The following is a 14,628-nucleotide window of genomic DNA, read 5'->3' as shown; positions in this document are numbered from 1 at the left end:
CGCGCGAACCCTCAGAGGATTACAACCAGGGGGCGGCAGTCGGCCCATGGTGCAGGCCCAGCTTCCAGACCCGGCCAAAGTGCTTGTAGTGACCGGCTGCGACACCGGCCTTCTCACCCATACCGTGGTAGAGATCGAGGTGCCCCTTCTTCACCGCCCCGCCCACATCCAGCGCAATCAACAGCCGCAGCTGGTGCTTGCCGGTCCAGTTGCCCTCTTTATCGAGCAAGGGAACTTCGGCGAGGATCGGCGTCCCCATCGGCAACAGGGTCTTGTCGGCAGCGACGGCCGCCAGCGGCAGCAGCGGGATACCGGCCGCGCCGATCACATCATTAGTAGGGCGGCGCTCGAAGAATACATAGGAGGGGTTCTGCTCCACCAGCTCCTTGACGCTCTCCTCCGGCTGTCGGTTGGCCCACTCCTTGATGGCCTTCATCGACATCTGCTCTTTGGGCACTTCACCGCGATCGATTAACACCCGGCCGATACTGACGTAACCGTGACCATTCTTGCCGCTGTAGCCCAGATATTGCAGCCGATCGTCATCTCCGTAATGGACAAAGCCCGAGCCCTGCACATCCATCAGGAAGTTGTCTATAAGGGATTTGCTGTAACCCAGCTCCAGCCCGCGATTGGCCAAGGCCCCCTGATGGATCTCGGCCCGGGTCGGACAGCGACCGCCACATTTTGGCATGGCATAGATGGGATATTTGTACTTGGCATCCGGGCGGTGACGCACCTCCAGCACCGGCGAGTAGTAACCGGTAAACAGCACGTTCCCCATGCGATCGGCGCCGCCCAGCTGAGCCAGGCTGATACCGTAACGGGTGATGTCGGCAGGATTGCCGCCGCCCGCCACCCAGCGGGAGAGCTGGTGATAGAGCTCGCCATAACGGCGGGTCATCTTGCCGGAGCGCTCCAATACCAGTCTGCTTTGCGGGCCAAACTTGCTGTAGTCGGCACGTGCACGGCTATTGACCCGTTCCACCCTCACCAGATCCTCTGGCAAGGTCCCGTCCAGATACTGCTTGCCCAGATTTTCCGGCACCTCGCAGTTAAGAAAGCATCTGTTGTCGGTCTGTTTTTTGGGCACTTCTGCTTTGTCAGAGTTGCCCGCACAACCGGCCAGTCCCAGCACTGCGGCGGTCAGCCAGTACGCGTGTTTGTTCATATGTCCTCATATAACGCCAAGAGCCATGCTCGGCGGGGAAGATGCCAAATTTGCAGGGGGAAAGCAAACGACATCAATCACTTGAAGCAGGATTTCTCCAAAGGGGATCCGCTGGGTTATAACAAGGTGACAGGATGTGCGAGGTAATGAATGGAACAGCTCGAAATATTCCCGTTGCAAAGCCCCTGCATCGGGGTCTGCGAAGTGAACAACAAGGGCTACTGCAAGGGGTGCCTGCGCAATCGCGAAGAGCGTTTCAACTGGCTCACTATGACCCCTGCCCAGCAACAAGAAGTGATGCGCCTGTGCCGCAACCGCAAGGCGCGGGTCGACGCCGCCCGCCGCAAGGCACAGGAAGGCGCTCCCAGTGAACTGCAAGCACAGCCCGGCTGGGATTTTTAAACTCAGCCTACCTGCAATCCCCACCTCACAACTCACCTATATCACCGGCAAAACAAAAAGCGGCACGCAGGCCGCTCTTGGTTATGACGTGTTGCCGGTTGGCAAGGCTTATGCCGTGGCCAGTTTGGCCTGCTCTTCGCCGCGTTTGAGCATGGCGTAGGAGACACCGGTCAGCAGTGACCCTGCTGCAATCGCCACGATATACATCATGACGTTGCTGATAGCGTGCGGGATAAAGAGCACAAACAGACCGCCGTGGGGTGCCATCAGCTCGCAGCCAAACAGCATGGAGAGCGCACCGGTCAGGGCACCGCCGACCATGCAGGCCGGGATGACCCGCATCGGATCCTTGGCGGCAAACGGGATGGCCCCCTCGGAGATAAAGCACAGACCCAGCACGAAGGAGGCTTTGCCCGCTTCCTGCTCCGCCTTGATGAACTTGGTGCGGGCCAGGAAGGTGGCGATCCCCATCCCCAGCGCCGGCACCATGCCGGCGGCCATCACCGCAGCCATCGGGGCGTAGGTTTTGGAGGCCAGCAGGCCGACCCCGAAGGCGTAGGCTGCCTTGTTGACCGGGCCACCCATGTCGAAGCACATCATGGCGCCGATGATGACACCCAGCAGCACGGCGTTGGCAGAGCCCATGTTGTTGAGGAAGGTGGTCATGGCATTCATGATGCCGGCTACAGGGCCACCGACGACGTAGATCATCACCAGACCGGTAAAGAGGCTGGCAAACAGCGGAATGATCAGAATGGGCTTGAGCGCTTCCAGGGTCACCGGCAAACGCACCTTGTCGCTCAGGTACTTGGCGCTGTAACCGGCCAGGAAACCGGCGACGATGCCGCCGAGGAAACCGGCGCCCAGCGAGCTTGCCAGCATACCGCCGATCATGCCGGGGGCGAGACCCGGACGGTCAGCGATGGAGTAGGCAATGTAACCGGCCAGCACCGGGATCATCAGGGCAAAGGCAGAACCACCACCGATCTTCATCAGGGCCGCAGCCAGAGTGCCTTCCATCTTGAACGCTTCGATACCGAACACGAACGAGAGCGCGATGATAAGGCCGCCCGCCACCACCATGGGCAGCATGAAGGAGACACCAGTCAGCAAATGCTTGTAGGGGCCTGCTTTTTCCTCTTTCTTGGGTTGGCTGGCACCGCTGTGGCGATAGGTTTTCGCCTCACTCCAAGCCTTGTCCAGCTCGGCGCGGGTTTTCTTCAGCGCAGCGCCGGTGCTGGTGCGATAGACCGGCTTACCGTCAAAACGCGCCATGTCCACTTCGATATCGGTGGCGAGGAACACCAGATCGGCAGCGGCAATCTCCTCAGCGGTCAGGGCATTCTGGGCACCGACCGAGCCTTGGGTCTCGACGCGGATCTGATAACCCAGCTGTTTGGCCATGGTCTCCAGCGCTTCTGCCGACATAAAGGTGTGGGCCACCCCGGTCGGGCACGCTGTCACTGCCACGATGCGCTTGCCAGCGGCGGCGGGTTTACCTGCTGCGGGAGCGGCTTGATGACGATAGACGCTGGCACCGCTGGTGGCGGCTTCCAGCAAGGCAGCGGGATCCTGCAGGGCGAGATCCATGCTGCCCTGATAGACTCGCTTGCCATCATAGGCGGCGAGATCCACCGGGCAGCTTGCGACAACCAGCACCAGATCGGCAGCAGCAATCTGCTCCTTGTTCGGCACCTGACGCGGTTGCACGCTGGAGCCGACGTCGAGGGTGAGTTCCCAGCCAGCCAGTTTGGCCTGCTGTTCTATCCGTTTTGCAGCGAGAAAGCTGGTGGCAATGCCCGCCGGGCAAGCCGTAACCAAGATTGCTTTCATTGGGCATCTCCTGAGTTTTCCATTGAGGGGGTATGGCATTGAACCGGTGCCAGCGCATCCAGACGCTCTACGCGCACCTGTTCAAGTAAGGGGTTGAGCACATTGATATCGTCAAAGCCGACCGCCACCTGACTGACCGCCAAGGCCGAGACGGCGGTGGCCAGCCGCAGGGTCTGCTCCGTCGCCCAGCCAAGGCTCAGACCATGGGCAAGACCGGCGACCAGAGAATCGCCAGCACCCACGGTGCTGACCACCTGCATCCGCGGCGGAATGGCCTGCCAGACGGCATCTGTGGCAAACCAGATCAGGCCGTCGGCGCCGTTGGAGATCACCACGTTGGGGATGCCGCTTGCTTGAAGCGCGCGGGCACACTCGGCCTGCTCGCTCAGGGTCTTGATGGGGCGGCCTGCCCACTGGCTCAGCTCCTCCAGATTGGGTTTGACCAGGGTCGGCGCCGCCTTGATCCCTTCGCTTAAGGCTGCACCGCTGCAATCGAAGATCACCTGCTTACCCTTGGCCTTGAGCAAGCGGATCAGATGAGCGCAGTAATCGGGAGCCACCCCTTTGGGCAGGCTGCCCGCCAGCACGAACCACTCTGCATGCGCAGCCAATTGGTCGATGGCCTGCTCCAGCGCGCTCACCTCCCCTTGCTCAATGGTGAGCCCCGGCAGGTTGAGATCGGTGACCCGACCAGACTGCTCGGAGATCTTGACGTTGATGCGGGTGCTGCCCGCGACACGGACAAAGTGATCATCCAGCGCCCGCTCTGCAAACAGGGAGACAAAGCTCTGCTCATTGTCTGCGCCAAGCCAACCGGTGACGCCCACCTCGCGGCCCAAGTCCCTGAGCACCATGGCGACGTTGATCCCCTTGCCTGCGGCACGCAGGTTGGCCTCGCTCACCAGATTGACCTCGCCCAGGCTCATCGCCTCAAGGCGAGTAGTGAGATCAAGGGCGGGGTTGAGGGTGATGGTAACAATCTTCATCAATGCGCCCCCTCGCCGAGACCAGCGGCGATGGCCTCACCGATCCCCTTGAGAGCCGCTTCGGCATCTGCACCTTCGGCGCGAAATGCCAGACGGTGACCGCACTTGACCCCAAGGCCGATCACCTTCATCAGGCTCTTGGCGGAGACCGCCTCGCCGCTGCCATCCAGATTGGCCACCCGGATGTCGGATTCAAACTCTTTGGCCACCTTGACCAACATGGCGCCGGGACGAGCGTGCAAGCCGTGGGGGTTGATGATGGTGAAGGTTTCGGAAAGACCGCGCGCGGGGCCTGCTTGCAGCATGGCCAGTCCCTCGCCGCCCGCCAGCGTAGCGAGTTGGCCGGCAGCCGCCAGTTTGGCCAGATTCTCCAGTTGCGGCAGATGGCTGCTATCTGCGGCGCACAGCAGCAGCATGGCGCTGACCGGCAGCTCCCCTGCGCGAAGTTCGCAGCTCGGGGTAGCCAGCACCCAGCCAGTCTGGGCCGATGCTGTTTGCTGAACATTGGCGCGGGCGAGCCAGACGCCCTCGCCCAGATAGGCAGGTTCGCTTGCCAGCAGCGCGCTCACCATGGCGGCATCGCCCCAGCCCGCAGACTTGGCGCGGGCGGCTGCTCCCAGCAGCAGTTGGTCGCGATCATCGGCCGGGAAGTCAGCCAGGGTCAGGTATTGCACCTCTTTGGCGGCAGTGGCGCCGGTCAGGATATTGATGATGGTGTCGGCATCGGTGGCCTCTTTGAGCTGAGCTGCCGCCTGCTCGTCACCCAGCACATGGGTGAGCTGGCGCAAAATGCCCAGATGCTCGTCGGACTTGGCGGCGATGCCGATGGCGACATAGGCGATCTGCCCCTCGTCCCACTCGATACCATTGGGGAACTGGGCCACCATGACGCCGGTGCTCTTCACCAGATGACGGGTGTCGGTGGTGCCGTGGGGAATGGCGATGCCGCTGCCAAGGTAGGTGGCATGCTGCGCTTCACGGGCCAGCATTCCATCCACATAGCCCGCTTCCACCAGACCGGCTTCGGTCAGTTTGCCTGCCAGCAGGGCAATGGCGTCCGACTTGGTCGCCACCGACTGTCCCAGCAAGATCTGCTCTCGCGCCAACTTCAACATAGAGACTCTCCATCAGGTTCCGGCCGCGCCGGTACGTCACAATTGAACATTCGGATAACTCGCCAGCTGACAATAGACCCGAACACGGTTCACTGTGATCGGGGCCCGATTTTCAGGCCACTGGGTCTCTTCGCTGCTGACAGGCTGAATCGTTTCACTTACACTCAGACTGAATCGTTTCAGCGAATTGATCAAGTACCCACAAAGAGTGCTTTTCAATGGTATGATCCCGCGCACACTTTTCGGTGCCCTCACCCGGCAGTGACCGTGGGCCTTGCAACTCAAACAGAGCCAATATGATGAAACTGGATGAAATCGCCGCCATCGCCGGTGTCTCGCGCACCACGGCAAGCTATGTGATCAATGGCAAGGCCGACCAATACCGCATCAGCCAGGCCACCCGCGACAAGGTGATGGCCGTTGTCACCGCCCACAACTACCAGCCGGATAGCCGTGCCGCCTCCCTTCGTGGCGGCCAGACCAAGACCCTCGGCTTTATCCTGCCCGACCTTGAAAACGCCAGTTACGCCAAGCTGGCCAAACGGCTGGAACAGGGGGCGCGGGCGCAGGGATATCAGCTGCTGATCGTCTGCTCGGAAGATGATCCCGCCACCGAAAAAGAGCTGGCCCAGATGCTGGTGAGCCGCCATGTGGATGCCCTGCTGGTGGCCAGCTGCCTGCCGCCAGACGACCCCTTCTACGGTAAATTGCAGGCGCAAGGCAACCAGATCCTCGCCATCGACCGGGCGATGGCCGCCGACAAGTTCGTCACCGTCGCCAGTGAAAACGAGAAAGCGAGCTTTGATCTCACCAGCTCCCTGCTTACCCCGACCTTGCGCCATATCGCCTTGATCACCGCGCTGCCGGAACTAACGATCAGTAAGGAGCGCAAAGCCGGTTTCGAGCAGGCGGTCGCCAGTCATAGCGCGGCTCGCCACCTGCGTGAGGGGGATCACTTCTCCCGCCTTGAGGGGTATCGCCTGATCAAGGATCTGCACCAGCAGCTGGGTCAGCTGCCCGAAGCGCTGATCACCACCTCCTATATCCTGATGGAGGGGGTACTCGACTACCTGTTGGAGCAAGAGATCGACATGAGCCAGCTCGCCATGGCCACCTTCGGGGACGATCGGCTGCTCGACTTCCTCCCCTTTGGCATCAACTCCCTGCCCCAGCAGCACGACGCGCTGGCGAGCCAGGCGCTGGAGCTAGCGCTCAAGGCGGTGAACGGCGACTACCAGAGCGGGCTGCACTATGTGAGCCGCACCCTCAAGCGCCGTCGCTAACCTGACCGCAGCAGACCCGATTTGCTGTCAATGGGTGTGTAAAGCGAACAGATGACAATAAGGCTGCCAGCATAGGCAGCCTTATTGTTTTTCCCCACAACCCTACCCGCCCGCTTTGCTTTCTCTACCGTCTGGCCGACTAAACAACCGGCCTCCACACCCTGTTCGCCGCACAACTCAACGCCCCCTCCTCGCTCCCTTATCCGTACTGTTGCCACTTGGCTGACCTGTATCAATGAGCCCCTGCCAGCCATTTTTCGGTGATTTTTTCTGCAATTAGCTACCACCGTCATCATTTATTTCCACTTGTTGCCACAAGCCAGCACAAGATCCGTATAAAAGGGGTTGTTTCCGCTATTTTGATCCGCTAACGTGGCAACCATCTTTTACAAGTGACAGGTTTTAGGTACAGATGTTCCCGTTCCGATATTGCTAGCCTCCGGCCCTATCCCCGGAGGCACCTTCTGATAACGCCAATCGGCCCCCTCTTGTTGACGTCACTGCTGACATCGCCTGTTTGCACTGACACCGCTACGTTCGGATGGATAACATGAATACCAAAACCCTGGGTTGTACCCTGTTGATTGCCGGCACCACCATAGGTGCCGGCATGCTGGCCCTGCCGCTGGCCTCCTCCTCCCTTGGCGGCCCCGCCACCCTGATGCTGATGGTCGGCCTCTGGGCCCTGATGGCCTTCACCGCCATGCTGCAAGTAGAGGCAAGCCTCAACACCGGCAAGTGGTACCTGCACCAGCTGGCGGATCATCTGCTCGGCCCATGGGGCAAGCGCATCGCCTCCTTCTGTATCCTGATGCTGTTCTACTCACTGGCCTCCGCCTACATCAGCGGCGGCAGCAGCCTGCTGGTACAGGCGCTGATCGATGCCGGCATGACCCTCAGCCAGGAGCAGGCCGCCTGGGCCTTTACCCTGCTGTTTGGCGGCATGGTCTGTGTCGGCACCCGATCGGTGGATTACCTCAACCGGCTGATGTTCACCGTCAAACTGGTGATCATGGTGGTGGTGCTGGCGTTGCTGCTACCCCGCACCGAAGGGCAGCATCTGCTCTCGATGCCGCTGGGTCAGGGCCTGTTGCTGGCGGGCCTGCCGGTCATCTTCACCTCGTTCGGCTTTCACGGCTCCATTCCGAGCGTGATGCTCTACCTCGGTGACTGCCCAAAACAGCTGCGTCGGGTCTTTGTCTGGGGCTCAGCCCTGCCACTGATCCTCTACGTGCTGTGGCAGGTAGCGATCCTTGGTTTGCTCGGCCAACAAGCCCTGCTGCAAACCGGTGGTGCGCTGGACAGCCTGCTGGCAAACGTCGGCAAACTGGTGAGCTGGCCTGTGTTTAATCAGGCGATGCACTTGTTTGCCGACCTGGCGCTCGCCACCTCCTTCCTCGGGGTAACGCTGGGGCTGTTCGACTTTATGGCCAAGGCAGCCCGCCGCAAGGACAACTGGCAGGGCCGCACCCAGACTGGCCTTATCACCTTTGTGCCGCCATTGCTGTTTGCCCTCTACTTCCCGCAGGGCTTTATCATGGCCCTCGGCTACGCCGCCATTGCGCTGGCGATCCTCGCGGTACTGCTGCCGGTGGCGCTGGTGTGGCAGAGCCGCAAACAGGCGCCTGCCCACCATTACCGCGCCCCGGGTGGCGTAGTGGCGCTGGGTCTTGCCGCCGCCATGGGGGTGCTGATTGTCGGCGTACAGATCAGCGTCAGCCTTGGAATGCTGCCAGCGCTGTAATCCCCGATACTAAACGCCCCAAATAGCCAAGCCCCGCCAATTAACTTGGCGGGGCTTTTTGTTGGTAAACGAATCAAGTTGGATACAGGCATCCGCCATTAATTAAGAGTGCGACCCTTACCAAACAAACACCCAAACCTTCGGCTATATACCGACATTTTTACTACCCAACCCTGAATAATCAGTTCAAAAACCGTTCATGCCCCTTCGCTACACTGCGCCCTCGTTTATCGCTATCAGGAGCTAGAAAACAATGATGTTGCACCTCAAGAAGAGCACCCTTGCCCTCATCCTGCTTGCCGCCAGCGGCGCACTTAGCGCCGCCGAAATCGCCAACAACAATATTACCGAGGCGGAGATCAAGGCCGCGCAGGATGGTTGGGGCGCGGCGCTTATCAAGATCAGCGATGATTATCGCGCCGGTGGGATTGAGCGCGCCAAGGCGACCGCCGAGTCGGTGCTCGACAGCGCTTATGGCTACCAGCAGGGGCCGGTGCTGTTCAAGCCGACCCTTGCCGGTGGCGAGCAGACCTTTCGCACCAACCGCGAGGGGGCGCTGGCCTACTTTGTCGGCAACAACAGCGCCTACCCCACCGACAAAGGGTTCGCCCTGAAAAACTGGCAGAGCTATCGCTATGACAATGCCGCCGTCTATATCAATGGCGACATGGCGCTGACCATGGGCAAGGTTCATCTGGTGGATCGCGATAACAAGGAGACCACGGTCGACAAGACCTGGGGTTTCAAGAAGGGGGATGATGGCAAGGTGCGCATCGTGCTGCACCACTCCTCCCTCCCTTACGAGGGGTAATGACGGGGCGCAGCCCACCATCAACACGGTCAAAATACAGCCCTGCCACCTCGGCAGGGCTGTTTGTTTTGCGCCTGCACTTGGCCGATGGCGAGTGAGTGGATGACGGTCGTGCTAAGGCAGTTTGCTGCTACCCTCAAGGCAAGCCATTGAGATGCAGAGCAATATCGCATCTCTGAACACCAGCTACTCGATATCATCACACAAGGAGCCAGATACCATGCCCATACTGCCTGTTTACGCGGCCCTGCTCGCGCTGCTGTTTGTATTGCTGAGCATTCGAACCATTCGCAACCGCCATAGCCGCAAGGTGGCGCTGGGGCATGGGGATGATCCCGCCATGCTGCGCGCCATGCGGGTACACGCCAACTTTGCCGAGTATGTCCCCCTCGCCCTGCTGCTGATCTATTTCGTCGAAACCAGCAACCAGACCCCCTGGCTTATCCATCTGCTGGGGAGCGCCTTGCTGCTTGGCCGCCTCTGCCATGCATTTGGCATGAGCCGCACGCCGGAGAACTTCCGTTATCGGGTTGTGGGAATGGGGCTGACCTTCACTGTGATCCTGGTGAGCGCGGCCCATATCCTGATCACGGCGCTGCTCCCCTGACCCGGCCGTCACGAATAGCTGGCGAAACGGTCTGGCAGCCATCCCTATCGGCTATTCTTCACTGCACAGATAGTCGCAACAGTGCTGCTTAAACAAGCCCGATTCAGGAGTGCGATATGAAGTGGATTGGCTGGTTACTGCTTGTCGGGCTGACTCCCGTTGCCCACGCAACCCCGCTAAAGCTGGCGGCAGCGGTCGAACACACTGCGATATTGCGCCCTTTTATTCATGACTGGTTTGGCCGGGCCGGCATCGACTTTCAGTTGATCCCCTGCACTTATGCCCGCTGCGAAAAGTTGATTGAGGCAGACCATGCCGTCGATGGCGATATGGCCAGGATCAAGGGCTTTGATCAGACCTATCCCCACTTGCTGCAGATCGGTGCCCCCATCTCGGAGGCGGCGATTTATGGTCAGCCACGGGATAACCCAAGCTGGCCCCCTGCCGAGGGTACCGTGATTGGCTGCCTGCGCGGCATCCAGTGGTGCGAACGCTTCCTCGGCAACTATCAGGTCATCTGGTTGAACGATGAGAAGCAGGGGCTTGCCCAACTGCATCGAGGCAAAGTGGATTGGCTCATCAAGATGCGCCCTGCCTCTCAACCTGCACTGGCGTCCCCCTGGCAGAAGATCACCAAAGAGCAGGTCTTTCTCTATCTCGATAAAAAGCACCGGGCGGAAATTGCAGCCCTGCTCAAGGTACAGCTGGCGTTTATCAATAACGGCCGCTGGCTGGCGATGCAAAAGCAGTACCTCTCCGCCATCTAGCGTTGCTCTCGCTGCACCACACAGTGCCGATTACATGGCTGAAAAAACAAAAAGCCCTGCCAGATTGGCAGGGCTTTTTCAGTCAACCGCATAGCTGGGGAGTCAAGCTCCCGAGCCGCTTACTGGTTGTGGGTAGAGCGACGTGGACGACGGGCCTGAGCCGGTTTGCCAGCGCCATCAGCCGGACGCTGACCACCTTGCGGCTTGGGCTTGCCACCGTTACCGGTACGGGCACCACCCGCATTGCCATTGGAGGCGGAACGACCAGCCCCCTGACGCTGGCCTTGACCTTGCGGACGCGGCGCACGGCGCTGCTCGCTCGGATCACGGGGCTCTTTGCGCAGCGGCGCGCCGATACCACGGGCGATGTTGTCGAGGGTCTCGCGGGACGCTTCGAAGCCGGGCACCTGCTCGCACGGAATGTTCTGCTTGGTCAGACGCTCGATCGCCTTGATAAGCTTGCCTTCATCGGCAGCAACCAGCGAGATGGCGTGACCGGCAGCACCGGCACGGCCGGTACGACCGATGCGGTGAACGTAATCTTCCGCCACGTTGGGCAACTCGAAGTTGACCACTTGCGGCAACTTGTCGATGTCCAGACCACGGGCGGCGATGTCGGTCGCCACCAGCACCTTGACGCTACCATCCTTGAAACCGGCCAGCGCGCGAGTACGGGCACCCTGGCTCTTGTTGCCGTGGATGGCGGCGGCGCTGACGCCGTTCTTGTCGAGAGTCTCGGCAACACGGTTGGCCATGTGCTTGGTACGGGTGAACACCAGTACCTGCTGCCAGTTGTTGCTGGTGACCAGATGACTCAGCAGCGCGATCTTGTTGGCCTTGTCGCACGGGTGCACCAGCTGCTCGATACGCTCGGCGGTGCTGTTGCGCGGGGCCACTTCGATCACTGCCGGGTTATCCAGCAGACCGGTGGCCAGTTCGCGGATCTCGTCGGCAAAGGTGGCGGAGAAGAGCAGGTTCTGACGCTTCTTCGGCATCAGGGCCAGGATGCGGCGGATGTCGCGGATAAAACCCATGTCGAGCATGCGATCCGCTTCGTCCAGTACCAGGATCTCCACCTCGTCGAACTTGACGGCGTTCTGGTTATAGAGATCCATCAGGCGGCCAGGACAGGCCACCAGCACGTCCAGACCACGGCGGGTCGCCATCATCTGCGGGTTGATGCTTACGCCACCGAAGACCACGTGGCTGCGCAGGGGCAAATGCTTGCCGTAGTTGCGCACGCTCTCGCCCACCTGGGCGGCCAGCTCACGGGTCGGGGTCAGTACCAGCGCACGGACGCGGTTCGGAGAGACCTTGCGCTTGCTCTCCATCAGACGTTGCAGCATCGGCAGGGTAAAGCCTGCGGTCTTGCCGGTCCCTGTTTGGGCCGCCGCCATCAGATCGCGGCCAGCCAGAACGGCAGGGATCGCTTGCTGCTGAATGGGGGACGGGGTGTCGTAGCCTTGTTCGGCAACGGCACGCAACAAGGGTTCGGCCAGACCGAGGGAAGTAAAACTCATAATTACCTGCTAGAGATAGGGGCGCCGGGGATTTGTGGTGGGGCTCCTCTGCTGAGCCGATGCCATCTCACAAGATCTGGGCCTATTGAGAAAACAACGATTTCCCCGGGGAGCAGAGCAAAGGGGAAAGAATAGAGGCGCAGTCTAACGGAGTTGTCCGGGATAAACGAGAAAAATGTGATGCTCCTCCCAGCACGAACAGAAAATCCCCCTCCTGCCCCCCGAATAATCCCGTTGATTGATGTAGCACGCACCACACTATTAACTGGCAACACAATATCAGCCCTCGCAGGCATGGCTCGCGGGGCAAACGCACGGGATAAAAGAACACAATAACGAGGTTTAGCTATGACCACGCCATATCGTCCCCGCGGCAGCTGGCAGGCAAGGATTGGCCTGCTGCTTCTGCTGCTAAGCCCTCCGCTGCAGGCCAGTCAGACCCTGACCGTGGCCTGGAGTCACTGGCCCCCCTTCAGCCAAATCAACAACCGGGGTGAGCTGGATGGGCTGGATGTCAGCCTGACCCGCCAGATCCTCACCCAGGCGGGCTTTGCCCCCAAGTTTCGCGAGCTTCCCTGGGCGCGGGCACTGCATCTGGTAGAACACGATCAGCTGGATGTGGCGATGGCCGCCCTCCCTCTGCCGGAGCGCCAGAGCTATGCCCGCTTCTCGACCCCCTACCGTCAGAGTGCCTATGTGCTGCTGAGCAATGACCCTATCCCGGGCCATCAGGATCGCTGGGCACAGCTCGATAATCTGCCCGCGTTGTGCAACGAGAAGGGGCTCAAGATAGGCAAGTTGCGCGGCACCCGCCCCATGCATCAGATGGATAGCTGCCCGGCGCTTAAAATGGCGACCGAATACAACGCCGATGAGCGGATGATCGATCTGCTGCTGGCCCGCCGCCTCGATGGCATCATCATGGAGTGGCAATATGCCCGCTACCGGCTGGCCCAGCTGGGGGCCGAAGAGTTTATCAGCTGCCAACTGTTGCTACACCACCAGCCGGTCAGCCTGATGTTTGCCAAAAACAGCGTGAGCGAAGAACAGATCCTCAAAGTCAACGAGGCCATTCATGCCTTGCCCAAACCCCACAACAAGTTCTCGCCCCCCAGGTGTCGCCTCAATGCCGACCCGGGCGCCGCGGATCTGCTGACCCGCACTCTCCGCAAGCATTGACGGGATAAGCCGCCACTTGAAATAGCAAAGGCGACCCGAAGGTCGCCTTTTTGGTATTGTCGAACTTGTTCCCCGAACAGGGTGCGATCAGTCGATGTGCAGCAACAGCGATCAGCGCAGCTGTGGGGTATGAGTCAACACCCCCTGATTCTGGGCGCGATGGCGCAGCAGGTGATCCATCAACACCAGCGCCAGCATGGCTTCGGCGATGGGCACGGCGCGAATGCCGACACAAGGATCGTGACGACCCTTGGTGATCATCTCGATTGCCTCGCCTTCGGTATTGATGGTCTTGCCCGGCACAGTGATGCTGGAAGTGGGCTTGAGCGCCATGCTCACCACAATATCCTGACCCGACGAGATCCCACCCAGAATGCCGCCCGCGTGGTTGCTGGCAAAGCCTGCCGGGGTCATCTCGTCGCGATGCTCGGAGCCTTTTTGCTCCACCACGGCGAAACCGTCACCGATCTCCACCCCTTTCACCGCATTGATGCCCATCATGGCATGGGCAATGTCGGCATCGAGACGATCAAATACCGGCTCACCTAGGCCCACCGGCACATTGCGCGCGATGACCTGCACCTTGGCGCCAATGCTGTTGCCCTCTTTCTTCAGGTCACGCATGTATTGATCCAGTTCTTCCAGCTTGCCCGCATCAGGGAAGAAGAAGGGATTCTGCTCAATCTGCGCCGCGTCAAACGCCTCAGCCTTGATGGGGCCGAGCTGGGAGAGAAAACCGGTGATCTCGATGCCGTGCACCTGTTTGAGGTACTTCTTGGCGATCGCCCCCGCCGCTACCCGCATCGCGGTCTCGCGTGCCGAGGAGCGACCACCGCCGCGATAGTCCCGCTGACCATACTTCTGGTGGTAGGTGTAGTCAGCGTGACCCGGCCGGAACAGATCCTTGATGTCGGAGTAATCCTTGGAGCGCTGATCGGTATTCTCGATGAGCAGCCCGATGGAGGTGCCGGTGGTCTTGCCCTCGAACACCCCGGAGAGGATCTTCACCTCATCCGGCTCACGGCGCGGCGTGGTGTAGCGGGAAGTGCCCGGCTTGCGCCGATCCAGATCCCCCTGCAGATCCGCTTCGCTGATCTCCAGCCCCGGCGGGCAGCCATCAACCACGGCGCCCAGCGCCAGGCCGTGGCTCTCGCCAAAGGTGGTAACCCGAAAGAGTTGACCAAAACTGTTCCCTGCCATGCGCGCTCCT

Annotated in this window: 13 protein-coding genes; 7 read left to right on the top strand and 6 right to left on the bottom strand. The window is 60.5% G+C overall.

All coding sequences use genetic code 11. The features are described from left to right. Positions 1-19: 19 nt before the first annotated feature. A complete protein-coding gene (mltA, locus tag I6L46_RS06105; protein ID WP_019445143.1) occupies positions 20-1,171 on the bottom strand; it encodes a murein transglycosylase A in 1,152 nt (383 codons plus the stop codon). A 150-nt stretch (positions 1,172-1,321) separates the two neighbouring features. Here mltA and I6L46_RS06100 point away from each other — a divergent pair, with 150 nt between their 5' ends. Then, positions 1,322-1,573 carry a DUF1289 domain-containing protein gene (locus I6L46_RS06100; protein WP_042053709.1) on the top strand — a complete coding sequence of 84 codons (252 nt, stop codon included), beginning with the start codon at positions 1,322-1,324 and terminating at the stop codon, positions 1,571-1,573. Positions 1,574-1,681: 108 nt separating this feature from the next. On the opposite strand, the gene fruA is transcribed toward I6L46_RS06100, so the two are convergent. From fruA to fruB, 3 genes are read right to left on the bottom strand one after another with little or no spacing between them, the layout of a single operon-like run. Continuing rightward, on the bottom strand, positions 1,682-3,406 hold the full coding sequence (fruA, locus tag I6L46_RS06095) for a PTS fructose transporter subunit IIBC (protein ID WP_216977655.1): 1,725 nt from the start codon (positions 3,404-3,406) through the stop codon (positions 1,682-1,684). Then, complete coding sequence (gene pfkB, locus I6L46_RS06090; RefSeq protein WP_216977654.1) at positions 3,403-4,392, bottom strand: 1-phosphofructokinase; 990 nt, start codon at positions 4,390-4,392, stop codon at positions 3,403-3,405. Before pfkB ends, fruA begins: the two co-directional genes overlap by 4 nt. After that, positions 4,392-5,507 (bottom strand): fused PTS fructose transporter subunit IIA/HPr protein, encoded by a 1,116-nt coding sequence (gene fruB / locus I6L46_RS06085; RefSeq protein WP_216977653.1) that lies wholly within the window; start codon positions 5,505-5,507, stop codon positions 4,392-4,394. The genes pfkB and fruB overlap by 1 nt, the downstream gene beginning before the upstream one ends. A gap of 296 nt (positions 5,508-5,803) precedes the next feature. Between fruB and cra the strand changes: the two genes are divergently transcribed. From cra to I6L46_RS06060, 5 genes are all read left to right on the top strand, one after another. Beyond that, entirely contained in the window at positions 5,804-6,790 is a 987-nt protein-coding gene (cra, locus tag I6L46_RS06080) for a catabolite repressor/activator (protein WP_216977652.1), read from the top strand. A gap of 550 nt (positions 6,791-7,340) precedes the next feature. Then, complete coding sequence (locus I6L46_RS06075) at positions 7,341-8,534, top strand: aromatic amino acid transport family protein (RefSeq protein ID WP_216977651.1); 1,194 nt, start codon at positions 7,341-7,343, stop codon at positions 8,532-8,534. A gap of 253 nt (positions 8,535-8,787) precedes the next feature. Next, complete coding sequence (locus tag I6L46_RS06070; RefSeq protein WP_139462536.1) at positions 8,788-9,345, top strand: hypothetical protein; 558 nt, start codon at positions 8,788-8,790, stop codon at positions 9,343-9,345. Between the two features lie 220 nt (positions 9,346-9,565). Beyond that, complete coding sequence (locus tag I6L46_RS06065) at positions 9,566-9,952, top strand: MAPEG family protein (RefSeq protein WP_216977650.1); 387 nt, start codon at positions 9,566-9,568, stop codon at positions 9,950-9,952. A 116-nt stretch (positions 9,953-10,068) separates the two neighbouring features. Further along, positions 10,069-10,719 carry a hypothetical protein gene (locus I6L46_RS06060; RefSeq protein WP_088868985.1) on the top strand — a complete coding sequence of 217 codons (651 nt, stop codon included), beginning with the start codon at positions 10,069-10,071 and terminating at the stop codon, positions 10,717-10,719. Positions 10,720-10,838: 119 nt separating this feature from the next. On the opposite strand, the gene I6L46_RS06055 is transcribed toward I6L46_RS06060, so the two are convergent. Beyond that, positions 10,839-12,239, bottom strand: coding sequence for a DEAD/DEAH box helicase (locus tag I6L46_RS06055; protein ID WP_216977649.1), 1,401 nt, complete (start codon positions 12,237-12,239; stop codon positions 10,839-10,841). 348 nt (positions 12,240-12,587) lie between these two features. Here I6L46_RS06055 and I6L46_RS06050 point away from each other — a divergent pair, with 348 nt between their 5' ends. Beyond that, the gene (locus I6L46_RS06050) at positions 12,588-13,418 is read left to right on the top strand and encodes an ABC transporter substrate-binding protein (RefSeq protein ID WP_216977648.1); all 831 of its coding nucleotides are present in this window, start codon (positions 12,588-12,590) and stop codon (positions 13,416-13,418) included. 111 nt (positions 13,419-13,529) lie between these two features. On the opposite strand, the gene aroC is transcribed toward I6L46_RS06050, so the two are convergent. Further along, positions 13,530-14,618, bottom strand: coding sequence for a chorismate synthase (gene aroC / locus I6L46_RS06045; RefSeq protein ID WP_021230156.1), 1,089 nt, complete (start codon positions 14,616-14,618; stop codon positions 13,530-13,532). Positions 14,619-14,628 lie beyond the last annotated feature (10 nt).

It is taken from the genome of Aeromonas sp. FDAARGOS 1416, from assembly GCF_019048085.1.
GTDB lineage: Bacteria > Pseudomonadota > Gammaproteobacteria > Enterobacterales > Aeromonadaceae > Aeromonas > Aeromonas veronii.
This window is presented reverse-complemented; position numbering and strand designations above follow the sequence as displayed.